Source organism: Variovorax sp. GrIS 2.14 (genome assembly GCF_046115955.1).
Lineage (GTDB): Bacteria > Pseudomonadota > Gammaproteobacteria > Burkholderiales > Burkholderiaceae_C > Variovorax.
The window spans coordinates 297,450-323,948 of the sequence record NZ_JBJXIA010000004.1; the positions used below are offsets into that span (position 1 = coordinate 297,450).

23 protein-coding genes and 1 riboswitch are annotated in these 26,499 nt (G+C 63.9%); of the genes, 2 read left to right on the forward strand and 21 right to left on the reverse strand.

The features are described 5' to 3' along the window. Positions 1-3: 3 nt before the first annotated feature. From tolA to RCH10_RS09685, 19 genes are all read right to left on the reverse strand, one after another. Positions 4-1,020, reverse strand: a complete 1,017-nt coding sequence (gene tolA / locus RCH10_RS09595; RefSeq protein ID WP_409052172.1) for a cell envelope integrity protein TolA — start codon at positions 1,018-1,020, stop codon at positions 4-6. Between the two features lie 4 nt (positions 1,021-1,024). After that, a complete protein-coding gene (locus tag RCH10_RS09600) occupies positions 1,025-1,483 on the reverse strand; it encodes a biopolymer transporter ExbD (protein WP_409052173.1) in 459 nt (152 codons plus the stop codon). Positions 1,484-1,485: 2 nt separating this feature from the next. After that, a complete protein-coding gene (tolQ, locus tag RCH10_RS09605; RefSeq protein WP_187052381.1) occupies positions 1,486-2,205 on the reverse strand; it encodes a protein TolQ in 720 nt (239 codons plus the stop codon). After that, a complete protein-coding gene (ybgC, locus tag RCH10_RS09610) occupies positions 2,202-2,639 on the reverse strand; it encodes a tol-pal system-associated acyl-CoA thioesterase (protein ID WP_323498009.1) in 438 nt (145 codons plus the stop codon). The genes tolQ and ybgC overlap by 4 nt, the downstream gene beginning before the upstream one ends. Next, positions 2,636-3,820 carry a pyridoxal phosphate-dependent aminotransferase gene (locus RCH10_RS09615; RefSeq protein ID WP_409052174.1) on the reverse strand — a complete coding sequence of 395 codons (1,185 nt, stop codon included), beginning with the start codon at positions 3,818-3,820 and terminating at the stop codon, positions 2,636-2,638. The genes ybgC and RCH10_RS09615 overlap by 4 nt, the downstream gene beginning before the upstream one ends. Before the next feature lie 4 nt (positions 3,821-3,824). After that, on the reverse strand, positions 3,825-4,367 hold the full coding sequence (gene nusB, locus RCH10_RS09620; protein ID WP_323502446.1) for a transcription antitermination factor NusB: 543 nt from the start codon (positions 4,365-4,367) through the stop codon (positions 3,825-3,827). Then, on the reverse strand, positions 4,364-4,828 hold the full coding sequence (gene ribH, locus RCH10_RS09625) for a 6,7-dimethyl-8-ribityllumazine synthase (RefSeq protein ID WP_323498012.1): 465 nt from the start codon (positions 4,826-4,828) through the stop codon (positions 4,364-4,366). The genes nusB and ribH overlap by 4 nt, the downstream gene beginning before the upstream one ends. 4 nt (positions 4,829-4,832) lie before the next feature. Then, a complete protein-coding gene (gene ribBA / locus RCH10_RS09630; RefSeq protein WP_323498013.1) occupies positions 4,833-6,005 on the reverse strand; it encodes a bifunctional 3,4-dihydroxy-2-butanone-4-phosphate synthase/GTP cyclohydrolase II in 1,173 nt (390 codons plus the stop codon). After that, on the reverse strand, positions 6,002-6,670 hold the full coding sequence (locus RCH10_RS09635; RefSeq protein ID WP_409052175.1) for a riboflavin synthase: 669 nt from the start codon (positions 6,668-6,670) through the stop codon (positions 6,002-6,004). The genes ribBA and RCH10_RS09635 overlap by 4 nt, the downstream gene beginning before the upstream one ends. 78 nt (positions 6,671-6,748) lie before the next feature. Beyond that, positions 6,749-7,846: a bifunctional diaminohydroxyphosphoribosylaminopyrimidine deaminase/5-amino-6-(5-phosphoribosylamino)uracil reductase RibD gene (gene ribD / locus RCH10_RS09640; protein ID WP_409052176.1), complete on the reverse strand. Its 1,098-nt coding sequence runs from the start codon at positions 7,844-7,846 to the stop codon at positions 6,749-6,751. A 136-nt stretch (positions 7,847-7,982) separates the two neighbouring features. After that, positions 7,983-8,441 carry a type IV pilin protein gene (locus RCH10_RS09645; RefSeq protein ID WP_409052177.1) on the reverse strand — a complete coding sequence of 153 codons (459 nt, stop codon included), beginning with the start codon at positions 8,439-8,441 and terminating at the stop codon, positions 7,983-7,985. Continuing rightward, positions 8,438-11,686: a pilus assembly protein gene (locus RCH10_RS09650; protein ID WP_409052178.1), complete on the reverse strand. Its 3,249-nt coding sequence runs from the start codon at positions 11,684-11,686 to the stop codon at positions 8,438-8,440. Before RCH10_RS09650 ends, RCH10_RS09645 begins: the two co-directional genes overlap by 4 nt. 46 nt (positions 11,687-11,732) lie before the next feature. Continuing rightward, on the reverse strand, positions 11,733-12,434 hold the full coding sequence (locus tag RCH10_RS09655; RefSeq protein WP_409052179.1) for a PilX N-terminal domain-containing pilus assembly protein: 702 nt from the start codon (positions 12,432-12,434) through the stop codon (positions 11,733-11,735). Next, positions 12,434-13,144, reverse strand: a complete 711-nt coding sequence (locus RCH10_RS09660) for a hypothetical protein (RefSeq protein ID WP_409052180.1) — start codon at positions 13,142-13,144, stop codon at positions 12,434-12,436. The genes RCH10_RS09655 and RCH10_RS09660 overlap by 1 nt, the downstream gene beginning before the upstream one ends. Before the next feature lie 52 nt (positions 13,145-13,196). Then, on the reverse strand, positions 13,197-13,739 hold the full coding sequence (pilV, locus tag RCH10_RS09665; protein ID WP_409052181.1) for a type IV pilus modification protein PilV: 543 nt from the start codon (positions 13,737-13,739) through the stop codon (positions 13,197-13,199). Then, on the reverse strand, positions 13,727-14,302 hold the full coding sequence (locus tag RCH10_RS09670) for a GspH/FimT family pseudopilin (RefSeq protein WP_409052182.1): 576 nt from the start codon (positions 14,300-14,302) through the stop codon (positions 13,727-13,729). Before RCH10_RS09670 ends, pilV begins: the two co-directional genes overlap by 13 nt. 196 nt (positions 14,303-14,498) lie before the next feature. Beyond that, on the reverse strand, positions 14,499-14,942 hold the full coding sequence (gene nrdR, locus RCH10_RS09675; protein WP_187052367.1) for a transcriptional regulator NrdR: 444 nt from the start codon (positions 14,940-14,942) through the stop codon (positions 14,499-14,501). A gap of 19 nt (positions 14,943-14,961) precedes the next feature. Further along, positions 14,962-16,206, reverse strand: coding sequence for a serine hydroxymethyltransferase (glyA, locus tag RCH10_RS09680; RefSeq protein WP_323498023.1), 1,245 nt, complete (start codon positions 16,204-16,206; stop codon positions 14,962-14,964). Positions 16,207-16,247: 41 nt separating this feature from the next. Continuing rightward, positions 16,248-16,373: riboswitch (ZMP/ZTP riboswitch) on the reverse strand. Positions 16,374-16,420: 47 nt separating this feature from the next. Then, positions 16,421-17,275, reverse strand: coding sequence for a lytic transglycosylase domain-containing protein (locus RCH10_RS09685; RefSeq protein WP_323501989.1), 855 nt, complete (start codon positions 17,273-17,275; stop codon positions 16,421-16,423). A gap of 619 nt (positions 17,276-17,894) precedes the next feature. Here RCH10_RS09685 and RCH10_RS09690 point away from each other — a divergent pair. Together RCH10_RS09690 and RCH10_RS09695 are read left to right on the forward strand one after the other, a co-directional pair. Beyond that, positions 17,895-21,824 (forward strand): DUF748 domain-containing protein, encoded by a 3,930-nt coding sequence (locus RCH10_RS09690; protein WP_409052183.1) that lies wholly within the window; start codon positions 17,895-17,897, stop codon positions 21,822-21,824. Between the two features lie 96 nt (positions 21,825-21,920). Next, positions 21,921-24,839, forward strand: a complete 2,919-nt coding sequence (locus RCH10_RS09695; RefSeq protein ID WP_409052184.1) for a DUF349 domain-containing protein — start codon at positions 21,921-21,923, stop codon at positions 24,837-24,839. Between the two features lie 13 nt (positions 24,840-24,852). Here the strand turns inward: RCH10_RS09695 and RCH10_RS09700 are convergent, their stop codons facing one another. Both RCH10_RS09700 and RCH10_RS09705 read right to left on the reverse strand, forming a co-directional pair. After that, positions 24,853-25,653 (reverse strand): zinc-dependent peptidase, encoded by an 801-nt coding sequence (locus RCH10_RS09700; RefSeq protein ID WP_409052185.1) that lies wholly within the window; start codon positions 25,651-25,653, stop codon positions 24,853-24,855. Between the two features lie 16 nt (positions 25,654-25,669). Further along, the gene (locus RCH10_RS09705) at positions 25,670-26,449 is read right to left on the reverse strand and encodes a UDP-2,3-diacylglucosamine diphosphatase (RefSeq protein ID WP_409052186.1); all 780 of its coding nucleotides are present in this window, start codon (positions 26,447-26,449) and stop codon (positions 25,670-25,672) included. Between the last annotated feature and the right edge of the window lie 50 nt (positions 26,450-26,499).

A 26,499-nucleotide genomic window follows, 5' to 3' on the forward strand; every position in this document is an offset into this window, starting at 1 on the left:
CTTCTAATGCTTCGGCTTCAGCGAAACGATCAGCGACGGAAAGATCCGCCCGTCGTTGTCGCGCGGCAAACGATCCGTCTTGCGCAGGCCGCGTTCGGCGGCTTCGTCCCAACTCGGCAAGCCACTCGACTTGCTGAGCTTGACGTTGACGATGGTGCCGTCAGGCGCCAGGCTCACTTCGAACTCGGCGGCTGGATTGCCGTTGACGGTGTCAGCGTCGGGAAAGGTCACGTTGGGGCGCACTGCGGCGGCGATGCGTGCGCCGTAGCCGCCGGAAGGGCCTGACGCCTTCAGCGCCGTGCCCTGCGAGCCCTCGGCACCAGTGGCTCCGGCCATGCCCTGCATGCGCTTGAGCGTGGCGGCGCGATCGGCAGCGGCCTGCTTGGCAGTGTCGGCCTGCTTCGCTTCGGCCGCAGCAGCCTTCTGCGCTTCTGCCTTCTTGGCCTCGATGGCTTTTTGCGCGTCGGCCTTTTTGGCGTCGGCCAGCTTTTGCTGCTGCTCCAGCTTGCGGTCGGCCTCGTCTTCGGCGCGCTGCTTGGCGTCAAGGTCTTTCTTCTCTTGCGCTTTCTTCGCGGCCTGCTGTTGTTGCTGTTGCTGCTGCGCCTTCAGCTTGTCTTGCCGCTCTTCTTCCCGCTCGCGCTCCTTCTGTTCTTTCAGCTTCTTCTCGCGTTCGAGCGCGATGTCGGGTGCGCGTGGCACCGGCGTCGGGTCGGGCCTGACTTGCGGCGCAGGTGCAGGCGGTGGCGGAGGAGGTGGTGGCGGTGCCGGGGTGGGTGGAGGCGTCGGCGTCGGCGGTGTCACCGGCGTCGGCGGAGCGGAGAGCCGCGGCGCCGCTTGTTGCACGGTCGACGACCACAGTTCCGCTTCGACCGCATCGTCCTCGGCTTCACGTTTCCAGTGCACCCCCCAGGTCAGCGCCGCGATCAGCAGCGCATGCGCGATGAGCGCCAGGATGACGGCGCGCGGGGTGCCGCGCTGCGGCGGCGGTGCGAACTCGGGACGATCGGCAGCGAGCGACATGCGCTTACTTGCCCCTGGCCGGCGCCGCGCCGGTGCCGGTGGTCGTGACCGACAGGCCGACGCGCTCGATGCCGATCTTCTTCAGCTCGTTCATGGCGCGGACCACGGTGTCGTACTTGACCGTCTTATCGGCACTGATCACGACCGGCCGCTGGTCGTCGCCGCCTTGCGCTGCCTTGGCGGCCGCTCCGATCTGCGTTATGGGCAACGAAGTTCCGCCGGTGCCGGTCGACGGGTCTTTCTTGATCTGCACTTCGTCGTCGCTCTTGATGACGATCTCGATCGGCTTGTCGGGCTGCTTGTTGGCGCGGTCGACCGTCGGCAGGTTGATGACGCTGGGGGTGATGAGCGGGGCGGTCACCATGAAGATGATCAGCAGCACCAGCATCACGTCGATGAACGGGACCATGTTGATCTCGTTGATGGTGCGGCGTCCGCGGCCGCGTGACGATACGGCAGCCATGCTCAGCGCCCTGCAGTGGCCGAGACCGCGGCGGTCGCCGGATTGACGTTGGCCGACAGGTTGCGCTGCAGGATGTTCGAGAACTCCTCGATGTACGTCTCGAGAGCGATGGCGATCTTGTCGATCTCGCGTGCGAAGCGGTTGTAGCTCACGACGGCCGGGATGGCGGCGAAGAGGCCGATCGCGGTCGCGACCAGTGCTTCTGCGATGCCGGGTGCCACGGTGGCCAACGTCACCTGCGTGAGCGCAGCCAGCCCGGTGAATGCATGCATGATTCCCCATACCGTGCCGAAGAGCCCGACGTAGGGCGAGACCGAGCCAACCGTCGCGAGGAACGACAGGTTTTGTTCGGCCGCATCGAGTTCACGCTGAAAGCTGGCCCGCATCGCGCGGCGGGCGCCGTCGAGCAGCGTGCCGGCATCGGTCACATGGCGCTCCCGGAGCTTCTGGTATTCGCGCATGCCTGACGCAAAGATGCGTTCCATCGGCCCCGCGAGCTTGGCGTTTTGCGCGGCCGAAGCAAAGAGTTCGTTCAGGCTGGTGCCCGACCAGAACTCGCGTTCGAATTCGTCGTTCAGCGCGCGCATCCGCTTCAGCGCAAAGAACTTGCGGAAGATCGCGGCCCAGCTGGAGATCGAAACGATCACGAGCAGCAGCACGACCAGTTGCACCACGAAACTCGCGTGGATAAGGAGATTGATGATCGAGAGGTCTTGGTTCATGGCTTGGATGGTTCTTCAATGGAGCCGATGGAGTGCTCGAGGGTTCCCGAAACGTGTGCCGGAATGCGCGCGGGGCGCAATGTGGCGGCGTCCACCCAGCCGATGCGGATCGTGCCTTCGCAGAGCAAAAGTCCTTGCTCTGATTTTGATAGCACGCGCTGGCCGATTATCAAGGACGCTGAGCCCATCTGCCGCGCTTCGGCTGTAACGAGCAGTTCATCGTCGAGGCGGGCCGGGCGGTGGTATTTCAACGTGGTTTCACTGACGACGAACTGGCCGCCGGTTTCTTCGCGCAAGGCATGCTGCGAGATGCCGAGCGAACGCAGCCATTCGGTGCGCGCGCGTTCCATGAACTTCAGGTAATTGGCATAGAACACGATGCCGCCCGCATCGGTGTCTTCCCAATACACCCGAATCGGAAACGCGAAGCTCATCGGGCCAGTGCCTTCAGTCGTTCGACGGCTTCCTGCAGATGCGCCATCGAACTCGCTGTGGAGAAGCGCACGAAGCGGCTGGTCTCTGCGGTCCCGAAATCGCGGCCTGGCGTCACCGCCACGTGCGCCCGCTTCATGGTCTCGAAGGCGAAATCCCAGCTGCCTTCGATACCCAGCTTTTGCGCGAACGAGGTGCAATCGGCCCAGGCGTAGAAAGCGCCGTCGGGCATCACCGGCACGGTCAGCCCGAGCGCGTTGAGCTGCGGAATGAACCAGTCGCGGCGCGCCTTGAACTCGGCACGGCGCCGCTCGTACTCGGCGATGCTTTCGGCTTCGAAGCAGGCCAGCGCCGCATGTTGCGAGATGGTGCTGGCGCAAATGAAGAGGTTTTGCGCGAGCCGCTCGATCACTGGCACGAGGGCGTCGGGCACCACCAGCCAGCCGAGCCGCCAGCCGGTCATGTTGAAGTACTTGCTGAAGCTGTTGATGCTGATGACCTGGTCGTCGATGGCGAGCGCGGTCTGGCCGAATTTCGCGTCGTAAGACAAGCCGAGATAGATCTCGTCGATCAGCGTGATGCCGCCGCGCCGTGTCACCACCTCGTGAATGCGGCGCAGCTCATCCGGAGCGATCGAGGTGCCCGTCGGGTTCGATGGCGACGCGAGCAGTACACCGCGCGTCTTGTCGGTCCAGTGGGCTTCGACCTTGTCGGCGGTGAGCTGAAAACGCTCGGCTGCCGTGGTCGGCACGAGTACGGCTTTGCCGTCGGCTGCGCTGACGAAATGGCGGTTGCACGGATAGCTGGGGTCGGGCAGCAGGATCTCGTCGCCCGCCTCGATCAACGCCAGGCAAGCCAGCTGCAGCGCCGCCGAAGCGCCGGCCGTCACGACGATACGGCGCGCCGGTACATCGACGCCGAAGCGCTCTGTGTACCAAGCGCTGATGCGCTCGCGCAGTGCATCGAGGCCGGTCGCTTGCGTGTATTGCGTGGCGCCGTCGTGGATGGCGCGAGCGGCCGCTTCCTGCACCAGCGGCGGTGCCGTGAAGTCCGGCTCGCCGATGTTCAGGAAGATCATCGGCCGATCGGTGTGCGCGACTTCGCGGGCAAGGGCAGACGCGGCCTTCGCCACCTCCATGACGTAGAACGGCTCGATGCGCTCGGCGCGCGACGAAATCTTCATCTCTTTACTTGGCCTTGCCGGTCAGCCGGTCTGCTTCGACCTCGGCACTGCGAAGCTGTGGCGCCAAGCCATTGAGCACGGCGTTGACGTACTTGTGGCCGTCGGTGCCGCCGAATTCCTTGGTCAGTTCTATGCATTCGTTCAGCACCACGCGCCAGGGCACGTCGAGGCAATTCTGGAACTCGTAAACGCCGATCCACATGACTGCATGTTCGATCGGCGAGATGCGTTCCATTTCGCGGTCGAGCAAGGGAAGAATCAGCACGTCGAGTTGCGCCGCGCCCTCGATGCAACCGTGCAGCAGCGCGTCGTAGTGCGCCGAGTCGGCCTTGTGAAAGCCGGCCAGATCGCGTGTGAAAGCGTCGATGTCGGCCGCATCGTTCTTGCCCACGATGTACTGGTAGAGGGCCTGCAAGGCGAACTCGCGCGCACGGCTTCGGCTCGACTTGGCCGAAGCTTTGCGAACGCCCGTGGCGGTGAGGCCGGTGCGAATTTGTTTGGGCGGGCCGGTCTTGGCGATCGCGTCTTTGGTGGTGTCTTCGGTCATGAAAGTGTGGCTAGCAGCTGCGCCATTTCGACGGCGACACGGGCCGCATCGCGACCTTTGTCGGTCTGACGGGCCACGGCTTGTGCGAGGTCTTCGGTGGTGAGAATGGCGTTGGCGATGGGCAGGCGGTAGTCGAGTGCGACGCGGCTCACGCTGGCGCCGGACTCGTTGGCGACCAGCTCGAAGTGGTATGTCTCGCCGCGGATGATGCAGCCGAGTGCGACCAGCGCGTGATAACCACCGCGCTCGGCCAGCGCCTGCAGTGCAATCGGCACTTCGAGTGCGCCGGGCACTTGCACATGGTCGATGTCTTTTGCGGCGACGCCGAGCGCTTCGAGTTCGGCGAGGCAAGCCTGCGCGAGCGCGTCGGTGACGTCCGCATTGAAGCGCGCCTGCACGATGCCGATGCGCAAGCCGGTGCCTTCGAGCGGGGTCCCCGCTCCTTTGTTCGAACCTTGCATGTCGTCAGTCTTTCGAGATGTAGCCCGCAATTTCCAGGCCGTAGCCTGCGGCCATGCTCGGCATGCGGCGTGGCGTGCCGAGCAGGTTCATTTTGCGGACGCCGCATTCGCGCAGGATCTGCGCGCCGATGCCGTAGCTGCGCAAGTCCATGCGGCCGCGCTCGGGCGCTTGCGCCGGGCGCGCGGTGCCGTCGAACTGGGCCAGCAAGTCAGCGCCGGATTCACCGCAGTTCAAGAGCACGGCCACGCCTTTGCCTTCGGCAGCGATGTGCGAAAGGCTCGAGTCAAGGCCCCATGAATGCAGCGAGCGGTTGACCTCGAGCGCGTCGAGCACCGAGAGCGGCTCGTGCACGCGCACGTCGACGGTATCTTCCGGCGACCAGCTTCCGCGGACCAGCGCCAGATGCACGCCGCCGCTGGGTTTGTCGGTGAAAGCGTGTGCGGTGAACACACCCCAAGCCGTCTGGATTTCGCGAACACCTACCTTTTTGACAAGCGATTCGGTGCGGCTGCGGTGCTCGATCAAGGCGGCAATGGTGCCGATCTTGATGCCGTGCTCCGCTGCGAACAGTTGCAGGTCGGGCAGGCGCGCCATCGTGCCGTCTTCGTTCATGACTTCGCAAATGACCGAAGCGGGCGAGCAGCCGGCCATCGCTGCCAGATCGCAGCCGGCTTCGGTGTGCCCCGCGCGCATGAGCACACCGCCATCCACCGCCTGGAGCGGAAAGATGTGGCCCGGTTGCACCAGGTCTGCCGCCACCGCTTTGCGCGCGACGGCCGCCTGCACGGTGCGGGCTCGGTCGGCGGCCGAGATGCCGGTGGTCACGCCTTCGGCCGCTTCGATCGACACGGTGAACGCGGTCGAGTGCTTGGCGCCGTTGCGCGACACCATCGGCGGCAGTTGCAGGCGTTCGCACATCTCGCGCGACAGTGTCAGGCAGATCAAGCCGCGAGCGTGGCGCGCCATGAAATTGATCGACTCCGCCGTGATGTGGTCGGCCGCGATGACGATGTCGCCTTCGTTCTCGCGATCTTCTTCATCGACCAGGATCACCATGCGGCCGGCACGCAGGTCTTCGACGATTTCTTCGATGGGCGAGATTGGCGCGGTGACGCGACCGCTGCGCGAAGCGGTGATCGGCGATACAGACGAAATCGACGTGACGGAGGCGTTCATGGCTTGTCTTTCTTGTTCGGGATGGAGAGGGCGCCCGCTTGCAGCATGCGCTCGACGTAGCGGGCGACGGTGTCGACCTCGAGGTTGACGTTGCTGCCGGCGCGCAAGGTGCCTAGCCCAGTGTTCTCGACCGTGTGCGGTATCAGGTTGATGCTGATCTCGCTGCCGTCCGGAACGTCTTCGAGAACAAGATCGGTCACTGTGTTGACGGTCAGGCTGACACCGTTGACGGTGATCGAGCCTTTGTACGCAAGGAAGCGTGCGAGTGCTTGCGGCGCGACGATTCGGAGTTCCCAGCTTTCGCCGATCTCCGCGAAGTAGCTCACCCTGCCGATGCCATCGACGTGGCCCGAGACGATGTGGCCGCCCAGCCGGTCGTTGGCCCGCAAGGCTTTTTCGAGGTTGACGGCGCCGTCGGGCACGGAAAGACCGGCGGTCTTGTCGAGAGATTCAGCGGAAATATCGATGCTGAACTGCAGTTGCGCCGCGTCGAGCGACGTGACGGTCATGCAGGCGCCGTTGAGCGCGATGCTGTCGCCGAGGCCCACGTCGTCCAGGTAACCTGGAGGCGTCGCAATGCTGAGCCGCTTGCCGTGGGATGAAGAGCTTCCGAGGTCGTGGACTGCGGCGATGCGCCCCACGCCGGTGATGATTCCGGTGAACATTCGTGGATTTTCGCAGAACGCGCGGCCTGCGTTCGCCGGATGCGCAAGAACGGCGCCAAAAGGGCCGCCGAAAGGACGCTAGAACGCGTCTTTGCCGGTCACTCGCGCGACGATCCGGAGGTCGGGGCCAATCAACTCCACCGAGCGGAATTCCAGAGGCAATGCGCCCGTCAGCGACGTCAGCGAACCGCCGGCATGGGTGTGGCTGGCCATACCGAAGCCGCTGCCGACGAACTTGGGCGCGAGATAGACCACAAATTCGTCGACAAGGCCTTCTCGGATAAGCGAGCCGTTGAGCTTGTGGCCGGCCTCGACGTGCAGTTCGTTGACTTCGCGCATCGCGAGGTCTTTCAGCAGGGCAGCGAGATCGACTTTGCCCTGCGCGTTCGGCAGGCACGTGATGGTGGCACCGCGCGCTTCCAGTGCCGCTGCCTTGGCTTCATCACGGGCCGCAGCGTAGATCCACACATGACGTGCAGCTTCAAAAATATGTGCGTCGGGCGGCGTCTGAAGATGGCTGTCGACCACGACCAGCGGAGGCTGACGTTCTGTGTCGACCAGCCGTACGTCGAGACGCGGGTTGTCCTCGAGCACGGTGCCCACACCCGTCAGCATCGCGCCAGAGCGCGCCCGCCAGGCGTGACCGTCGGTGCGCGCAGGTGGGGAGGTGATCCATTGGCTGGTCCCGTTTTCGAGCGCCGTCTTGCCGTCGAGCGACGCGGCGACTTTGACGCGAACCCACGGTGATTTGCGGATCATTCGGCTGAAGAAACCGATGTTGAGTTCACGGGATTCGGAAGCACCCGGCCCGACTTCGACATCGATGCCGGCGGCGCGAAGTTTGGCGAATCCCTGTCCGGCCACCAGCGGATTCGGGTCGGCCAGCGAAGCGACGACTTTGCCGATGCCGGCGGCGATGAGTGCGTCGCTGCAGGGGCCTGTTCGGCCGTGGTGGGAGCAGGGCTCCAGCGTTACATAGGCTGTGGCGCCCCGGACAGCATGACCTTTGGAGGCAGCGTCGCGCAGCGCCATGACTTCGGCATGCGGACCGCCTGTGCGCTGCGTTCGACCGACGCCGATCACCTCGCCGGTCGGCGACACGATCACGCAGCCGACGGCGGGATTGGGCGGAACGGCCCATAGCGCGGCGCGTGCCGATGACAAGGCGAGTTGCATGGGCGCTGCCGTGTTTGCCAAGCGCGTTGCGGCAAAGGGGACGGCAGCGGGGTCGGATGGGGCGGTCAACGTTGGGTCAGTGTCGAGTGAGTGACGAATCAGCAGCGCGCCACACTAACCGATGAGTAAACGACGGTCAGCGAGTCCAGCAGTCGGCAATCAAGTCGGCGCTGCCAGCGGTCGCAGCCGAAGTGATGCCGCGAACACTGGACTGGTCCAGCGTGAACGTCCCGCATTTGTCGTCTGACTGCGCGCCCGAGGGCACTGCAATTAGAGTGTAGGCGGAGTCGGTGGCTGTCTTGAGCGACACGGCGTACCGCCTGCCGGGAACGGTCGTCAGCGACAGGGGCAACGGCGTCACGTCCGCACCGTTCTTGGGTGTCGTCGCGGGATAGACGCCGTTGGCCGTCGCCACGCGTTCCATCCACTGTGCTGCTTGGAGCAGCCCCGCGCGCGCTTCGGCCCGATGACCGCGGCGTACATATTCCTGGTAACTGGGCAGCGCGAGAGCGGTGAGGATGCCAATGACCGTGACGACGGTCAGCACTTCGACCAGACTGAAGCCGCGCTGCCAAGTGCGTTGTTGTGCACTCATTGAATTTGCCGCCACGACGGGCGCAGTGCGGTGCGGCCGAGCAATTTGCGATCGGCGCAGATCTGACCAGCCGCACAGAGGGCCTTTTCTGTGTTGGTCGCGCTGTCCCTGATGCTGGACCGGACGCCGGTTTCGCTTCGCGAAGCAGTTCCCGTCGCGCTTGTTGCGCCGCCCGCGCCGGCATAGGCGTAGATATCGGACTTTGGCGCGCTGCCGTTGATGGCGTTGATCGTCGTCAGAAAGTGCCGTGCACCTGTGATGCTGGGGGAGCAGGTTTCACGTGTGATGTCTTCACCGGCCGCGGGCAGCGTGCTTGCCACGTCGATCAATTGGCCGTCGAACCACGTTGGATTGCCGAGCACACGTTCACCCGGCGGCAGTTCGAGGTACCAGCCACGTTTGGCGGGCGAGCCGGCGTAGTCGACAGGGTTGGACGACACCGCCCAAAGCGGGATGGTGTGGCCGGATGCCGATCCGGCGACCGCCGTGGCCGTGGCGGCAGCGGAGCTGATGGTCTGCTGCACCAGCGCACCGCGACCGCCGGCGAGGGCGCTGCCGCCAGTCAGGATGAGCTTGCCGGCGCTGCGCGTCACCGCGGTGCTGTCGTACACGCCGTAAACCGTTTGCAGTGAGGTGTCGGTTCTGTCGGCGTCAGTCAGATTGGCACCGGTGCCGAAGACGACCATCACTCCGCCTTTCGGATGCGGCAACCACACTGGCGCACTGGTGATGGGCTGCGGCCGTTCGGGCACGACTCCGGCTGCTGCGGAAGTCGCCGAGTAGAGCGGCGCGCCGTTGAAAGCGGTCTTCCATTCAGATGGCGCGTGGGCGCTGAGGTCGAACTTCCAGAGGTTGCCGTGAAGATCGCCCGCATAGGCCACATCGGACACGCTGTCGCCGTTCAGATCGACGAGCCGAGGGGCTGAAAGGCCGTTGCCTGTCAGCCCGCTTGCAGTGGTTGCATGGATCTTTCTCAACTCGCGAGCGCCGTCGAGGTACTGGATCATCAGCACGGCGTTCTCGCGCGTGCTGTTGTAGCCGTTGCCTGTGACCAGTGCCCAGCGGCCGTCGTTGAGCTGAGTGATTTGACGTGTAACTCCGGTGTCTCCTTGCTCGCGAACGGGTTCGCTGAAGATGTGGCCGATGTCCGCGTCGACGGCGGAGGTGGAGGTGGATGCGGTCTGGTCCAGTACGACGATGTTTCCCGCATTGCCTGCGACAAACGCGCCAGGGTCGGTCACGTCGAGTACGAAGTAGCCTTTGCCGCCCGCGCCCATGAAGCCGGCCAGATAGGTCTTCCAGCTTCCGCCGACGTAGAGATCGCCGGCTAAAGGTGAGCCGTCGACGAAGTAGCGATGGGCGTAGCCGGGCTGGGTCAGCTGCGACAGCCCGGCATAGGATGCCAGCGGTACGTAAGCGATCTTCTCTTTGCCGTCGACGGCCGAAAAGCCGTGCAGCATGCCGTCGTTGGCGCCGACGTAGAGCATCGATGGCCGCGTCGTGCTGGCTGCCCTGAATGCGGCATAACCGTATGCCGTGTAGCCTGCGCCCGCCTTGCCGGCCACGTACCAGGGCTTGGAGTTCACGACATCGCCATGACGCGAATCGCGGTTACGAAAGTTGCCGCCGTTCGATTGCTCGTCGTCGCGAAAGCCGCGCACGAAGGCGAGGCGTTCCTTGCCCAGGCCGTCGATCGTGGCGTTCGATGTGTCGAGCGCGCGTTGCTGTGCGGTTGCAAGTGCGCTCCAGACGAACGAGATACCGTTAACGGCGGGGCTGTCGCCAGCCGCCGACGGGCGCCTTGCAGACATGACCACGCGGGCGCTCGGCGAGAAGGCCACGTCATCCATCAACGTCGAGGTGGAAATGGGCTTCGCAGCGCTTGTTGCCGTGGCCGGTACCATCCCCCAGAGGCCTTGGGCCGACGCGACACCCGTGCCGGCGGCCAGCTTGTGCGCAGTGATGGCGCCGCTCCAACTGGCAGGGTCGTAGGAAGAGGTGAACACTGCGGCATCGAGCCTCGTGGAACTGGCGCTGACAGACACCGAACTAATGGGCGAGGACTTTTCGGCGGCAATCGAATCGAGGATGTCCTTGAACGACCCGGCAAGCGAACTCGCGGTCGGCGCCGGCACGAACTTGCCACGGCCGTTGAGCGCCATGTGCCAGAGCTCTGGCATTCGCGTGGTCTCGTCTCCGTCTATGGCATCGGTCCATTGGGTGCGCCCGGCAATCAGTGCCGTGTAATCGCCGCCGGTCCATGTGTCCGTGCCGAACTTCGGCGTGGCGCTGGTGGCGTTCCAGTTGGCGGCTGCATTGAAACCGACCGTGTAGGTCGTCATGTGCTGCCAGGTCGCCGGATCGTTGCGCGGGTTCCAGAATTCCTGAACGGTTCTGCTCGAGCCCTCGCTGGTGAAGGTCTGGTCGCCTTTTTGGGTGATCTTCGCAGGGACATCGTTGGCGAGAGACGGTTGAAGATCGGTCGCCCAATAGTGGAAGGCGAGGTCGGAGAGCGTCGGCAACGTGCTCGTGCCGAAGCGGTCGCGGTAAATCGCCGTGCTTTCGCTTTCGACGTCGTACACCGTCTTTCCATCACCTAACGTTCCGGTCGTCCCATCCCTGTTACCGATCGATCGCGCAGCGGTGCTGTCGGCTGCATCCCATGATGTCGTGTCGTTCCAGCCGCCGTCGGTCATGAAGAGGTTGTAAGACTTGCGGCAGCTCAACATCGGTTGTTGCGTGCTTCCGGGGACGCTGGCCCAGGGGCTGTCGACACCTGGCGCCGACTTCAGATATTGGCCGGCGTTGAACAACATGCGGTGCGAGGGCGTCGCCCCCTCAGGCGCCAATGTGTCGACCCACTGCTGGAAGCGGCCTCGCTGCGTTGCATCTAGCACTCTCATCGCGTTCTGGTTCTTGCAGTCACCGCCGGCAGGGATCGTGTAGCAGCCGGTCATCGCTTGCCATGCAAGGCGGATCGAACCGTCCGGCACGTTGGCGGCAGAGAACGTGTCTTTCAGTGCGCTGCGCAGGGTCGCCATGCCCGACACATTCATGCTGCGAGAGTCGTCGACCGACACGATGACGTTGGGTGCGGGCTGTCGGTACGCCGTCCCGGCCGGCGACATGCTCAACGACAGTGGCGCGGCTTCGATGTCCGCGCTGAAGAGGGCGAACGCCGTGGCGAGCACAGCGCAGATGGCGAGGCTCAGCGCAGGCCGCGCGAGCATTGGATTCGTTTTCATGGTGACTCCCCTTATTTCCTCGCCAGGCACGAATGTCTGCCTCGACTCACGAACTGACTTTTTTCCAGACAAAAACCGACTGCACAACTGCCTGGGTGCCCGGCTTAAGCCCCTGTGCCACAGCGGTGATGCGATAGATGTTGGGCCGCGTGCCGTCGGGCGCGAAGGTCTGGGCCGGGCCGGCGGTAACCGCCGAGGCGGTGTCGTAGGGCAGCACTTCGACCCAATACCAGGCTTTGGCGCCAGCACCGGCGTTCGCCCTCAGCAATGGGTTCCCGACCTCGCCGGCCTGCGCGCCTGTGTACCGGCCATAGGTCGCTGCCGAGGCTTTCATGGCGCTCAGTGCCGTCGCCGTTGTCCAGAATTCGGCGGCTACGTTGGTCGCCGTGCAGATGCCGGCAACGCATGAGGGAGTCTTCGTGACCAACACGGCGTCCAGATCTTGAAAGTCGTTTGCACTCTCGGGGTAGAAGGCCTGACCTTGGCTCGGATCGATGACGGGAGACCGGCAAAAGGAGCCAGTGCACGCGGACCCGTCGGGCTTCTGCCCCTGAATATCGAACTCGGCATCGCGCACCATGGACTGAGCAGCTTCGAGCGCACGCTGGTAGTCGCTGTCGGTACCCGTAAGCAGTTCGTTGAACAGGGCGGTACGCGATGACCAAAGCACCAGCAGCATCGACAGCAGCAACACCACCATCACGACAAACAGTGCGATGCCCTGCTGGCGCAAGCGTGGCGTGCCCATCAGGTGCCCTGTGTCCGCAAGTCGAAGACATTGCGAAAGACCAGATGCAGTCGCCCGTTCCTCGGCGACTCCACGCCTTGGCAGTTGGCATAGCTGCCGACATCGGGTTGCCCGGCCTCATCGCCTTGCAAGTCGAGACATATTTCGATCGATTTAACGGAGCGCCACAGCCCGGCGGCATCGACTTGTTTCGCGGTCATGCGTTGCGTGGTGCTGGCCGCGGAAAGGATGCGATACCAAACCTGAAAGTCGGCGACGTTGCCGATCAGGGCCTGGTTCTTGGCGCCGCTTTTGCACTTGAGTTCGTGCGCTTCGCCGTCGAGCCAAAACGTGCTGTCGATGCGGGCACCGTTTGCCTTCTCGCCGAGACAATCGCGCGGACGTGTGTCGGGGTTGCCATCGAGCGGCTCGTTGCTGGTCGATACGGTGTCGGCGCTGTCCCCGGCGCCATCGGCACCAGTCACCACGCTTGAATTCCCACCGAAGCCGATGAAGGTGTCCTTGAAACTGTAGAGCGAGTTGACCGAATCCTTGACGGGCGCGACCGACCCGGCCTGACGAATCTGAATGCCCATGACACGCAGCGCGTAGGAGCCTTGCTGCTGCAATTGGCTCAGATCGCCGACCGTGCCTGACGCAGTTCTTGAGACGATCAATGTGCCGATCGCGGCCGCGACGACCATCAGGCCGAGCGTCAAACCGACGAGCAACTCGATCAGGGAGGCGCCGCTTTGAGCCCGACGACCTCGGGCAGATGAAAATTCAGGGCTGCACATAGACGAGATGGCAGATGAGTCCCTCGGGACAAGCGACACCCGCAGCATCTACTTTCAGATCGAACGGCGAGACACCATCGCCCGTCCGCTCGTTCGCGCGCCAACCCACCATCACACCCAGCTGACGTCGGTCGGCAGCGGCAACCGATTCATCGGTGAAGACTTTGGCTTGTCCCAGTGGCAAGGTGCGGGCGATCGTTTTTCGCCACTGGGCGATGTCCGATCGGGCCAGCTCAGCCGGGCTGCATGCGTTGACATCGCAGGCATCCGACGCAGCGATGGGTGTCGCGTCCCATGGGCTTGCGTATGCGCCAGTGCGGAGCTGGCCGAAGCCGTCCGGGTTGGCCTTGATGCGCTCTGCCAGATCCTCGATGGCGCGAACGGCCTGGGCCCGGTGCACGCTGGTCTGCGTTTCGGCCAAGGTGCGGATCTGGACGGTGAGCAGCCCAAGGCTGCCGATCGCCAGAATCGTCGTCGCGACCAGCGATTCGATGAGCGAGACGCCGCTTTGTCGTTTCAGGCCTGGCATGAGGTCACCCCTTTGCGTGTTGCCAGACGACCGCCGCTGCTCATGCACAGCGCCGTTGTACTGGCGGCCGATGTGTTGCCAGAGGGCCGCACGATAAAGCCGAACGCGCCGGCACCGCTGAACTGTCCCCAGCGGTCGACAGACGCCAGCGCGTTGTGCAAAGTGAAGGTAATGGAGACGCCCGTCGCAGCGGGCGCGGTTTGAATCGTTTCTTCACCCGGGTCGATGAGCTTGTTGCCGTTCGAGTCCACAAAGACGAACCAGCCGCAATCCCACTGCTCGATTTGAGTGGCGCCGCTGCAATTCGCTGCGGCAGCCTTGCGAAGCACGATGCCGCCACCGCGCTTGATGCCTTCCGCGCGCGCCAGGTAGATGGTGGAGACGAGGTCCTCGGTAGCGCGTCGGACGCGGTAGTTTTCGATGACGCTACGGAAGCTCGGCGCGGCGAGCGCGGCCAGTATTCCGACGAGCGACACGACAACCATCAACTCGATGGCCGTGACGCCAGAGACGAGGTGAGTCGACTTTGACGAATAGGCGGTGAGTAAGGATATGCGTCGCATAGGGCCCGCATGCTACGGGCCGTTACACGAAAGAAGGAGGCAAAAATGCCTCGCCGGTCGATCTAGATGGACGATCGGGCTGGTTCGATGCAGATGCGACCTTTTAGAATCTTTGCAAACTCGAATTGACGAAGTTCGCAGAAGAAAACGACGTTTGGTAACGTCGATGCGCTTCTGATGCGCTACAGATGCGCCACTAAATGTCGCGCAGCAACTGCCTGAATTCATCCACGTCTTCGAAGCTCCGATACACCGACGCGAAGCGGACGTAAGCGACCTTGTCGAGCCGCTTGAGTTCGCGCATGACCAGTTCGCCGACCTTGGCCGAGTCGATCTCCCGCAACCCGCTGGACAGCAGCTTTTGCTCGATGCGCATAAGGGCGCTGTCGATTTGCTCGATGCTCACTGGTCGCTTGCGCAGCGCCAACACCATCGACGCACGAACCTTGCGCGAATCGAAGTCGGCACGGCTGCCGTCTTTTTTGACGACCGCAGGAAAGTTGACCTCCGGCCGCTCGTAGGTGGTGAAGCGCTTGTCGCAGTCGGCGCACTGACGGCGCCTGCGCACAAAGTCCGCATCTTCTGAAACACGGGTCTCGACGACCTGCGTTTCGAGGTGACCGCAAAAAGGGCATTTCATGCGGTCACCGTGCGCATGTTCAGCTGTAGACCGGGAAGCGGCTGGTCAACGCATGCACCTTGACGCGTACCGCGTCGATGTTCGCTTCATCGCGTGGGTTTTCGAGCACGTCGGCGATCAGATGGGCTGTCTGGCGCGCCTCTTCGTCCTTGAAGCCGCGCGTCGTCATGGCCGGCGTGCCGATGCGAACGCCGCTGGTCACCATGGGCTTTTCAGGGTCGTTGGGAATGGCGTTCTTATTGATCGTCATATGCGCGCTGCCGAGTACCGCTTCGGCTTCCTTGCCGGTGATTCCCTTGGCGCGCAGGTCGACCAGCATGACGTGGCTTTCGGTGCGGCCGCTCACGATGCGCAAGCCGCGTTCGGTTAGCGTTTCGGCGACGATCTGCGCGTTTTTCACGACCTGCTGCTGGTAAGCCTTGAACTCGGGCGTCATGGCTTCCTTGAAGGCAACGGCCTTGGCTGCGATCACGTGCATCAGTGGACCGCCTTGCAAGCCAGGGAAGATCGCGCTGTTAATGGCTTTTTCATGCTGCGACTTCATCAGGATGATGCCGCCGCGCGGGCCGCGCAGGCTTTTGTGCGTCGTCGAGGTAACGACATCCGCGAAGGGGACCGGGTTGGGGTACACGCCCGCTGCGACCAGACCGGCGTAGTGCGCGATGTCGACCATGAAGATCGCACCGATGTCTTTCGCCACCTTGGCGAAGCGCTCGAAATCGATGCGCAGCGAATACGCCGAGGCGCCGGCAATGATGAGCTTGGGCAGATGCTCACGCGCCTTGCGCTCCATGGCGTCGTAGTCGATCTCTTCCTTGGCGTCGAGCCCATAGCTCACCACGTTGAACCACTTGCCGCTGATGTTGAGCGGCATGCCGTGCGTCAGGTGACCGCCTTCGGCCAGACTCATGCCCATGATGGTGTCGCCCGGCTTCAAAAAGGCCAGCATCACGGCTTCGTTGGCAGACGCGCCGCAATGCGGCTGAACATTGGCAGCGTCGGCGCCAAAAATCTGCTTGATACGGTCGATGGCCAATTGTTCGGCGATGTCCACGAACTCGCAGCCGCCGTAGTAACGCTTGCCAGGATAGCCTTCAGCGTACTTGTTGGTGAGCTGTGAGCCTTGCGCCTGCATGACGGCAGGTGAAGCGTAGTTTTCGCTCGCGATCAGCTCGATGTGCTGTTCCTGGCGAGCGTTCTCGGCCTGGATAGCAGCCCAGATTTCAGGATCGGTCTGTTCGACCAGAATATTGCGCGGGTACATGGCAGTCCTTTGAAGACGATGTCCTTGTTCTTCAACCAAACAAGGGCTGCCCAGGCGAACGGCTGAACACCTGCTGAAGGCCGCAGGCGGTACGCTTCCCAGTGGTATTCCACGTCAGCGCGAGACCCCGAAGCGGGGTGCGCCTATCGCCAGTCGCGTACCGCGCGAGTGTAGCCGACGATGAAAGATTCAGCGCCCAGGAGCGCCGCATCGCTTACAAATCGCCCAGCAAGGCCAGCTTGTCTGCGGCAGCTTCGGCGGGTTTTGCCAAGGGAGCCGGGGCTGGTGTCGCTTGTGCACGCAAGGCTGGGGTGGGTGCGGTCGTTGTCGGTGGCGAGCGCCCGTCGGCGACCTGACGCAGCCGTCCGTGCTCGGCCAAGACCTTGCCAGCATAGCCGCCGTCGTCTTCTAGGTTGGCCGCGCCCACGTAATAACGCAAGCCGCCTTCGAGCGAACCGGCGCGCGCGATGCATTCCTGCAGCACCTTGACGCCTACACGCATGTTGGTCACCGGATCGAACGCCGTCAGCGTGCCGCCGGCGCTTTCGTACTTATCGCCGTGCACCCGCGTCATGACCTGCATCAGACCTTGAGCGCCAACCTGGCTCTGCGCAAACGGGTTGAAGCTGGACTCGACGGCCATGATCGCTAGGATCAAAGTCGGATCGAGCTTGCTTCGCTTGCCGAGGTCATAGGCCTCGGCGACGAGTGCGCTCAAGGGCTCTGCTGCAACGCGGTATTTCTTGCTGAGCCAGTAAGCCACTGCGGCTTGCTGCTTGGGCAAGTCGAGCGGACTGGTCGCCGTCGTGCGCTCGATCGCGGTGGGATCGAGATCGCTCACGAGGACTTCAGGCACGGCGGGCACGGGCTTGCGCGACTGGAGCCAGCTCATGAGCTGCTCTTCGCCTTGTTCACGCAAGTCGGGCCGCGCTACCAGGGCTATGGCCGCAAACACTATGGCCAGTCCTACCAAGGCAAAACCGTTGTGGGTCATCTCGAAAAAACCGTCGGCCACGTCGGACACGAATGTCCTGAATCCTTGGGCTGTGGCTTCGAATGCCAGTTTCATCGCTCTTCCTTTCTGTGCGGCGCCTGCTGGCGGTTCACCCCGAGGGGCGGAGAACCGGTACAAAAGGCGAAATCGCTGGATTGGTACAAATCAGGCCCGCGCGAGGAGGAGGGAGCGCGGGCGCCTGATCAAGCCGAGAAGTTCGGCGGCGGATTTCATGGAGGCCCGGGCGCTTGGCATCACGGGAGAAGCGGATTCTAGGAGTGGCTAAATACACGGTCAAGAATAACGCCTAGGTATGTTATTCTAAAATCAGTCTAACAAAACGTGGTGAGTAAATCCAAAGTATTGCTGCTAATAGCGGTTTGCAAGAAATTGAAAATGCGACTTGCATTGACTCGGGGCAGGGCCTAATCTGGAAGAGCCAGTTAATTTTGGCATCGCCAAAGTCCAGTGACCAAAGAACAATTCGGCGGTCCAGCGATAGAGGCACTCTTGGTGGCAATCTCTTGCCGCCAGCTTGGTCGGAACGATTGAACTTCCGGTCGAGCGAAAAGATGGCATGAGCCTCGTGCCCGCCATCGAGCCCGGTAGCAAGACACCATGTCCTGCCACCGGGCTTTCTTGCTTCTGGAATGGCAATGGGAACGACAAAGCCTTTGCGGCACACTCACTTCAAATGAATGCTGCATCGCTAAGAAAAAATAAGTGGGTGCGACGCGGGATCGTCGCTTTGGCATCGCTGCTCGGCCTTTGGCTCGTCGCCTGGTTGGCGGTCCCGCCGATTGCGAAAAGCCAGATTCAAAAGATCGCCAGTGAAAAGCTGGGTCGAAAAGTAACTGTCGGAAAAATAGATTTCAAGCCGTGGACGCTGGAACTGACAGTCGACGATCTGAGCATCGCCACTGCTGACGGTAGCCAGCCGCAGTTCCACGTGGCTCGGCTGTACGCCGACGCGGAACTCCAGTCAGTCTTGAGGTTGGCACCGGTGATCGACGCCGTCCGCGTCGAGTCGCCGGTCGTCAAGCTGACCCATCTGGCCGATGGCAAATACGACATCGACGACATTCTCGCCAAACTGGCTGCTGCCCCTGGAGCGCCCAAGAGCAACCCGCCGCGCTTTGCGATCTACAACATCGCCATCTCTGGCGGCTCCGTCGACTTCAACGACGAGACGGTCAAGCGCACGCACACGCTGCGTGACCTGGTGCTCAATGTCCCATTTCTGAGCAATCTGGCGTCCAAGCGCGAAGTAAAGACCGAGCCCAAGCTCGCCTTCGTGCTGAACGGCAGCAAGTTCGACTCGGCCGCTTTCAGCACGCCTTTCGCCGACAACCGCAAGACCGATGCGCGGGTTCAGTTCAAGGGGCTGGATCTAGCACCGTACATCGGCTACATCCCGAGCGGCCTGCCGATCAAGCTGCAGGCCGGCACGCTCGACGCCGATCTAAAGATCGACTTCGAGCAGGCTGCAACGGCCGGCTTGAAACTGAGCGGGACGATCGAGGCGCACGGTACCAAGCTGGCCGACGGCAAGGGGCGCGACTTGCTCGGCTTCGACTCGTTGAAAGTCGAACTCGCCGATGTGCGGCCGCTAGACCGCATGGTGCATCTGGGCGAGGTTTCGCTGACTGCGCCGCGCCTGGTGGTGGCGCGCGACGCAGCGGGTCAGCTCAATCTTCTGGCGACCGACCCTGCTACCGGCACGGCGGAGAAGGTTGCGCCTCCGGCGGCAGCAGACAGCGCGGCTGCTCGTACCGACACGCCGGCACCGGGCTGGAAAGTTCAGGTCGACAAGGTCGCCTTGAACGGCGGCAACATCGGGTGGCGCGATGCCACCACGCAGCCGGCCGCTGCGATCGATGCCAGCGAGTTGGCCATCCAGGCGACCACGGTGACATGGCCGATGGCCAAGGCCGCACCCTTCAGCGGCTCAATGACGCTGGCCGGCGCGCACCTGAAATTCAAGGGTGAGGCCACCGACAAGGCGGCCACCGTGCAGACAGATGTCGATGCGTTGCCGCTTTCGTTGGCAGCACCGTACCTCGCGCAAAGCCTCGAGCCAACGGTGGACGGCAAGCTGAGCGGGCAGATCGACGTGGCCTGGACCAAACCGGAACTCAAGTTCAAGGCGGTTCGTCTGGCGCTCGACGGTCTGGCACTGACGCAAGGGAAAGCGGCAGTCGCCAGCGTCGGGCGCTTCGAGTTGACCGATGCCGAAGTCGACATGACGAAGCACACGCTCGCCATCGCATCCTTCACCGCGACCAACCCCAAGGTGGTGGTCGAGCGTGACAACGAAAAGCGCTGGATGTTCGAACGCTGGTTGAAGGCGCCAGCGTCGGGTAGCAAGGCTGCGGACGTGGCCAAGGTGGCTGCGCCGAAGCCGGTCAACGCTTCAGCCACGCCGGGGGCGCCCGCGGCCGACGCCACGCCTTGGGCACTGACCATTGCCACCATGGCAGTCGACAACGGCGCAGTGTCTTATTCAGACAAGGCCGGCAGCACGCCGGTGGCCATTGAACTGACCGCCCTCAAAGTCAGCGCCCAGAAGATCGCACCCAACACCGCGACCGTGTCGCCACTGCAGGTCTCCGGGCGCATCGCTGTGACCGGCGGGCGAGCCGACGCGGGCAGGTTCGACTACAAGGGCAACCTCGTGCTGAAACCGCTGGCGGCTGAAGGGCGCGTCGAAGTGGCGGCCTTCCCCGCGCACGCCTTCAAGGCGTACTACGCCAACGCGCTCAACGTCGACATCCGGCGTGCTTATGCGAGCTACAGTGGCACGGTGAAATACGCCGCGGCGCCGGCCGGCATGAGCCTGAAGCTGGCAGGCGACAGCGCACTCGAAGACTTTCGCGCCAACAGCGCGAGCCTGACGCAGACGCCGGGCATCGACCGCACCAACCAGTTGCTCAGCTGGAAAGCCCTGGCCCTGCGTGGCCTGCAAGTGACAATGGCGCCCGGCACGGCGCTGGGCGTCGATGTGCGCGAGACCACGCTGACAGACTTTTTTGCCCGCGTCATCGTGGACCCGACAGGCCGCATCAATTTGCAGGATCTCGCCAAATCGCCGGAGCAGGTCGCCTCGGGCGCGGCAACGCCGAACGGGGCAGTTGCCGCGCCGACTGCGGCCACGCCAGCGACGCCAGGCACAGCAGCCGCTCCAGCCGCGGCGGTCACGACACGTAAACCCGGTGGTGGCACGACGACCACGGCGGTGCGTCCCGCCACGTCGTCCGGCCGGACAATCTCGGCCGAAGAGAGGGTCGGTGGCGATCCGGTTGCTGCGGCGCCGAAGGCGGCCGCATCGGCGCCTCAGGTGAGCGACGCGTCGACCGGACCCAAGCCGATCATTCGTTTCGGCCCGATGAGCCTGATCAACGGCAAGGTCGACTTCACCGATCAGTTCGTCAAGCCGAACTACTCGGCAGACCTGACCGAACTCACCGGTAAGCTCAGCGCGTTCTCGTCGCAGCCGGAAGCAGGCGCAGGTGGCACACCCGCACTGGCCGACCTCGAACTCCGCGGCAAGGCCGAGCAGACGGCATCCCTCGAAATCGTCGGCAAACTCAATCCGTTAGCCAAGCCGCTCGAACTCGACATCACCGGAAAGATGCGCGACCTCGACCTGCCGCCGCTGTCGCCGTACTCCGTGCGCTACGCCGGCCATAACATCGAGCGCGGCAAGCTGAGCCTCGAGGTCAACTACAAGATCGCGCCCGATGGCCGACTCACCGCGACCAACAACATGGTGTTGAACCAACTGCAGTTCGGCGAGGAAGTGCAGGGCGCGCCGAACAGCCTTCCGGTGCGGCTCGCGGTCGCGCTGCTGGCTGACCGCAATGGCGTCATCAATGTCGATTTGCCGTTGTCGGGCTCCATCAACGACCCGCAGTTCAGCGTGGGACCGCTGATCTGGAAGGCGCTGGTCAATCTCATCGTCAAGGCCATCACGTCTCCTTTTAGCTTGCTCACCGGCGGGCTCGGCGGCGGCAGCGGCGAGTCGAGCACCATCGCATTCGACGCCGGCAGCTCGGCGCTCTCGGACAGTGCGAGACAGGGCCTGGACAAGGTGGCCAAGGCGCTGACGGACCGGCCGGGCTTGCAGATGACCGTGGTGGGCACATCGAGCCTCGACAAAGAAGCCGAAGCGTTCAAGCGTCAGCGCCTGCGGCAACTGGCCCAGGCTGAAAAGCGCCGCGGGGCGGCGCGCGCCGTTGCGAATACGGGTGCGAGCACGGTGACGGATGCGGCCGGCGCAGACACCGCGGCGGACTCGGCGGCTGCCGTACCGCCCGTGACGGATGCCGAATACCCCGCGCTGCTCACCGCGGTATACAAGCGCGCCGACATCACCAAGCCGCGCAACATGGTCGGTCTTGCAAAAGATCTGCCGCTCAAAGAGATGGAAGACCTGCTGATGGCCAGCGTCACCACCGACGAAGAAACGATGCGTAAGCTCGCCGTCGAGCGTGGTGCGGTGGTGCGTGACTACCTGCTGGAACAGAAGGTGCCGAGCGATCGGCTCTTCCTCGGCGCGGTGCGAACGCGGGCTGCAGATGCCAACTGGAAACCCGGCGCAGAGCTCAATCTGGCGACCCGATAGACCCCTCATCGCCAAGTCGGTGAAAATGCGATGTGCGCCGGCCTTCGCTGGCGCCTTCGCTTATCCAATTCAACAAGACAAAACGTTCTTCGCGCAGTGACTTCAACTTCTTCCAAGCCCCACGATCTTCAGGCCCTCGACAACCTCACCGGCGGCGCTTTCACGGCGTCCACCTCTGGCGAGAGAGCGGGCCGCATCCGTGACTGGCTCGCGGGCAATCCCTCAACCGAGCAAATGCAGGAGGTGTTCAAGGAGCTGAGCGGCCGCGATAAGGGCGCCGCCCGTCTGCTGCGCGAGAAGCTCGACGAACTCAAACGCGCCAAGGGCCAGGAAGCCATCGGCGCCGAATGGGCGCAAAAGGCCCAGGCGCTGCTGGCGCAGCCCAAGCTCAACATAGCCGACGCATTGGCCTGGCAACGCGACGCGGCCAAGGCCGGTGCGCCGTTGTCGCGCGAACCGCTCGCGAGCTTCAAGAGCCAGTTGACCGAGCGCGTGAAAGGCATTGAAGACTTGCAGCATCGCGCACAGGTGCACCGTGAAGCGGCCGTGCTGCTCGCGCAGCGTTTCGAAGTGCTGTCGACCAAGTCATGGCACGACGCGCAAGCGGCCGAAGAGGGTCTCCGCGGCGACGTCGTTCACTGGAAAGAGCAGGCCGACGCGATTGCCGCCGACGGCAACTGGAACAGCCTCGACGCGCGCTTCGCGCCTCAGCTCGATGCGTCAAAGGCGCAGTTGCTCGTCGTCTCGGATGCTTTCCATGGTGCGCTGACGCAGGCGCAGGCTGCGGCCGCTGACGCTGGAGCGCCGCTGCCGCCAGTTCCGGTGTGGGCGGACGAATTGCGCGCCGCGCGCGGCGAGGCTGTCGCGCCGAAGGCTGCGCAGGCCAAGCCCGCAGCGCCGAAGGTCGATCCCTCCGTGCGTGCCGCAGCGCAAGAAGCCGTTCAGGCTGCGCTGCTCAAGCTCGAACAGGAAACTGCAGAAGGTCATGGCAAAGCCAGCGCCGGCGCCGCCGCCGCCTTGCGCGCCGTGCTGAAGCAACACGGCAAGCAAGTCGAGCCCGAACTGGAAGCACGCGTCCACACGGCCCTGGTGGCTGCCGGCGAACTCGAAGGCTGGCAGCGCTGGAGCGCCGACAAGGTCCGCGAAGATTTGGTCGCTCGGGCTGAAGGTTTGCTGAAGCGCCCTGAAGGCCAGGCCCTGGGTGGCCGCAAGATGCAGGAAACGCTGCGCATGTTGCGCGATCAGTGGAAGCAGGCCGACCAAGGCGGCGTGCCGAACCACGCGCTGTGGAAGCGCTTCGACGAAGCCTGCAACGAAGCGCACAAGGTCGTCGAGGCCTGGCTCGACAAGGTGCGTGCGGACGCTGCCGAACATCGCGCGCAGCGCATCGCGTTGATCGATGAGGTCAAGGGCTGGGCCGAGGCGCATGCCGACGCATCTGACCTCAAGGCGCACAACCGCGCGCTGCACCAGTTCGCCGATCAGTGGCGCGATGCCGGCCATATCGGTGAGAAGGTGTTCGCCGAACTGCAACCGCTCTGGAACGCAGCGTTCGACGCGGCGCGTGCACCGTTCGAGTTGGCTCAAAAAGAGAGTGTCGATCGGCGCCAAGCCATGATTGCCGAAGCCACCGAACTCGGTGGACAGCCGATGTTGCGCATCGACGCGGTCAAGGCGCTGCAGCAGCGCTGGCAGGCCGAAGCGCAAACTGTGCCGCTCGATCGTCGTCATGAACAAAAGCTGTGGGACGCCTTCCGCGCGCCCATCGACGACGCGTTCAACCGCAAGACGGCAGAGCGCGAAAAGGCGTCTTCGGCGATGAGCGAGCACGACCGCTACGTGCTGGATGCGTCGAAGGCGCTCGATGCTGCCAACGCCGCTGGCGACGTGCAAAAAATTCGCTCTGCGATCGCCCGGCTCGAAGGGGCGATTCGCGGTGAAGCGCCGCCGCCAGCTCCGCCACCGGCACCTGTTGCACCAGCGGCTGCAGCAACTCACGCGGCGCCGACCGAAGGACCCGATGGGCCCGATGTCGGTGCGACCGAACAGGTGGGTGTCGAACAGGCTGCGATGGAGTTCGGAGAGAGCACGCAGCTCAGCACACCACCGGCCGACGCTGCGCTCGAAGGCGGCCGCGAGGTTGCTGCCGAGGCGCAAAGTGAAGTGCCGGAGGTTGCGACCGCGCCTGCTGGCCCGCGCGACCTGATCGCACCTGCCGACAGTTCGGACGCCTCCTCGCGCGCCGACAACGAAGTGCGTGCGGAAGAAGTTGCGGAGGAAACAGCAGCGGTCGAGCCGGTCGAGCCCGCCGCACCGCCCAAGCCTGCCCCCAAGCCCGTGGTGGCAGCACGCCGCGGCGACGATCGCCCCGGCAGCAAGCGAGGCGATGTCGCGCCTGCTCCGCGTGGCGGTGGCAAGTTCGGCGACCGCCGCGACTCACGTGGCCCCGGCGGCCCCGGTGGTTCGAACGATCGTGGACCGCGCTCGGGCGATGCCCGTGGCGGCGATCGCTTTGGCGACCGCGCTCCTCGCTTTGAAGACCGTGGTCCGCGTCTCGGCGATGCCGCATTCCGCGCGCAACGCGAGGCGCTCGAACGGGCCGACATGGCTCTTCGCAAACTTGCAGCACAAGCGCACGGCGAGGCGTTGTCGCAAGTGATGGGCGCATGGGAAAAGCGCGACGCGTCGCAGCTGCCCTCGGTGCAGGAACTGGGTCGGGCTGTGTCGCCAGCGGTGCGAACTGCCTGGTCGCAGTCGTTGGCTGGCGCGCCTGCAGCCAAGGCAGATGAAGCGTCCGAAGCTTTGCTGCGTCTCGAGATGGCGGCGGAGGTTCCGACGCCAGCCGATCAGCTCGATGCACGACGTGCTCTGCAACTCAAGTTGCTCACCAAGCGCGGCGACCCTGCACCGGCGCAAACCTGGGGTCTGGACGCAAGCAAGGTGCTCGCGATGCCGCACGATGCTGCAGCGGCCCGTCGTCTGCAGAACGCGCTGAAGGCGCTGCTGCGCAAGTAACGGTCAGCCGAGGTCAGGCCCGATCGGCCTGACCGGCTAAGAAAAATTCATCGAACAGCGCGAGCAACGTCGGAAACTCTTCGGCGAAGCGAACCCTGTTCACGAAGTACGCCTCGCACGCGACCGCGAAGAACTCGCTGATCGACTCGGCCCCGTATGCGTCGAGCCACGGCGGCGCGCCTCCGAATCGCTCGGCGACGATGGTCTGTTCTCGAAAGACTTCATAAGCCGACTGAAGCGCGCCGAGCCATGCGCTTCGCGCCTCCCGCGCGTTAGCTGTCCCGGCAAAGCCCGCAGGCAGCGGCGGACAGCCGTCTGCAACGCCGCTGCGCATATCGATCTTGTGTGCGAACTCGTGAATGACGACGTTGTACCCGGTGTCGCTGGTAATGCTGCTGGCGAGCACGTCTTGCCAACTGAGCATCACCGGACCGCGGTCCATGGCTTCCCCTGCGACCACTTCTTCGTATTCGTGAACCACGCCGGCCATGTCGGTGGTCGTGCGCTGCGCGACCACTTCAGACGGGTGCACCACAACGCCGACGAAGTCGTCGTACCAGGTTAGTCCGCCCTCCAGGTGCAGCAACGGCAAGACGGCCTGAGCGGCAATGGCAAGCACGACTTCGTCGGTGATCGCAAAGCCGTGCGCACCGTGAAATTCCTTCTTGCTCAAGAAGCCAGCAGTGAGCGTGCGCAAGCTGTCTCGCTCGGCGTCGGAAAGGTCGTTCAAGAATGGATAGCGCGCCAGCGTGCCCTGCCATGCAGCGTCGGGAATGGAGGGAAGGGCGCGAAGACGGCGCAACCAACGAAACATCAGAGGTCAACGCAGATCAGCGCAGATCAACGCGCTGAGCGCCCGCGATCGACAGGCAGAGCACTTGCGCGCGAGGCGGGTGCGCTGAGGCATCCCAGTCGCTCAAAACGACACGACGCAGGCCATCGCCAAGATCGTGCTCTGCCGGCCGATGGGTGTGACCATGAACCAGCGTGCGGGCATGAGCCTGCCGCAGCCAGTCGCGTGCGGCAGTGGCATCGACATCGGCCCACACCACGTCAGGTCCACGCTTATGGTCTTCGCTCTGCGCGCGCATCGATCTCGCCAGCGCGCGGCGTTCAGCCAGCGGTTTGGCCAGCACTGCACTTTGCCATTCCGGCTTCCGTACCCGTGCGCGATACGCAAGGTAGTCGGTGTCGTCGAGGCAACGCAAATCGCCATGACTCAAAAGCCAGCGTTCGTCGTGTAGCACCAGCACCGTGGGATCTTCGAGCAAGATGAAGTTCGCCTGTGCTGCCAGCCCGGCCCCGACCAAAAAGTCGCGGTTGCCATGCATGAAATACACCGGCAAGCGCTCGGCGGTAAGGCGCAGCAGTTCGGCGCACTCTGCCTCGAAGCCGGGCTGCGTCGCAGCATCGTCGCCGACCCAGACTTCGAACAGGTCGCCGAGGATGAACAGTGCGTCAGCCGACGTGGTCTGCAGGTACCCGCGCCACACTTCGAGCGTTGCGGCATCTCCAGCCTGCAGGTGCAGGTCGGAGATGAGGTCGACGGTCCGCCATCCGACGGGCGCGATGATTTCGGGGAACGTCGACGAGGAGCTCAATGGGTTCATGCGATCGCCGCCCAACGCATCGTGCCGCTTGCTCCGCCTGGTCTATCCGT

What these genes read in the sequence shown, in the direction of transcription:
- tolA (WP_409052172.1), bottom strand. Translation starts at nt 1,020, where the DNA reads ATGTCGCTCGCTGCCGATCGTCCCGAGTTCGCACCGCCGCCGCAGCGC.
- RCH10_RS09600 (WP_409052173.1), bottom strand. Translation starts at nt 1,483, where the DNA reads ATGGCTGCCGTATCGTCACGCGGCCGCGGACGCCGCACCATCAACGAG.
- tolQ (WP_187052381.1), bottom strand. Translation starts at nt 2,205, where the DNA reads ATGAACCAAGACCTCTCGATCATCAATCTCCTTATCCACGCGAGTTTC.
- ybgC (WP_323498009.1), bottom strand. Translation starts at nt 2,639, where the DNA reads ATGAGCTTCGCGTTTCCGATTCGGGTGTATTGGGAAGACACCGATGCG.
- RCH10_RS09615 (WP_409052174.1), bottom strand. Translation starts at nt 3,820, where the DNA reads ATGAAGATTTCGTCGCGCGCCGAGCGCATCGAGCCGTTCTACGTCATG.
- nusB (WP_323502446.1), bottom strand. Translation starts at nt 4,367, where the DNA reads ATGACCGAAGACACCACCAAAGACGCGATCGCCAAGACCGGCCCGCCC.
- ribH (WP_323498012.1), bottom strand. Translation starts at nt 4,828, where the DNA reads ATGCAAGGTTCGAACAAAGGAGCGGGGACCCCGCTCGAAGGCACCGGC.
- ribBA (WP_323498013.1), bottom strand. Translation starts at nt 6,005, where the DNA reads ATGAACGCCTCCGTCACGTCGATTTCGTCTGTATCGCCGATCACCGCT.
- RCH10_RS09635 (WP_409052175.1), bottom strand. Translation starts at nt 6,670, where the DNA reads ATGTTCACCGGAATCATCACCGGCGTGGGGCGCATCGCCGCAGTCCAC.
- ribD (WP_409052176.1), bottom strand. Translation starts at nt 7,846, where the DNA reads ATGCAACTCGCCTTGTCATCGGCACGCGCCGCGCTATGGGCCGTTCCG.
- RCH10_RS09645 (WP_409052177.1), bottom strand. Translation starts at nt 8,441, where the DNA reads ATGAGTGCACAACAACGCACTTGGCAGCGCGGCTTCAGTCTGGTCGAA.
- RCH10_RS09650 (WP_409052178.1), bottom strand. Translation starts at nt 11,686, where the DNA reads ATGAAAACGAATCCAATGCTCGCGCGGCCTGCGCTGAGCCTCGCCATC.
- RCH10_RS09655 (WP_409052179.1), bottom strand. Translation starts at nt 12,434, where the DNA reads ATGGGCACGCCACGCTTGCGCCAGCAGGGCATCGCACTGTTTGTCGTG.
- pilV (WP_409052181.1), bottom strand. Translation starts at nt 13,739, where the DNA reads ATGCCAGGCCTGAAACGACAAAGCGGCGTCTCGCTCATCGAATCGCTG.
- RCH10_RS09670 (WP_409052182.1), bottom strand. Translation starts at nt 14,302, where the DNA reads ATGCGACGCATATCCTTACTCACCGCCTATTCGTCAAAGTCGACTCAC.
- nrdR (WP_187052367.1), bottom strand. Translation starts at nt 14,942, where the DNA reads ATGAAATGCCCTTTTTGCGGTCACCTCGAAACGCAGGTCGTCGAGACC.
- glyA (WP_323498023.1), bottom strand. Translation starts at nt 16,206, where the DNA reads ATGTACCCGCGCAATATTCTGGTCGAACAGACCGATCCTGAAATCTGG.
- RCH10_RS09685 (WP_323501989.1), bottom strand. Translation starts at nt 17,275, where the DNA reads ATGAAACTGGCATTCGAAGCCACAGCCCAAGGATTCAGGACATTCGTG.
- RCH10_RS09690 (WP_409052183.1), top strand. Translation starts at nt 17,895, where the DNA reads ATGAATGCTGCATCGCTAAGAAAAAATAAGTGGGTGCGACGCGGGATC.
- RCH10_RS09700 (WP_409052185.1), bottom strand. Translation starts at nt 25,653, where the DNA reads ATGTTTCGTTGGTTGCGCCGTCTTCGCGCCCTTCCCTCCATTCCCGAC.
- RCH10_RS09705 (WP_409052186.1), bottom strand. Translation starts at nt 26,449, where the DNA reads ATGAACCCATTGAGCTCCTCGTCGACGTTCCCCGAAATCATCGCGCCC.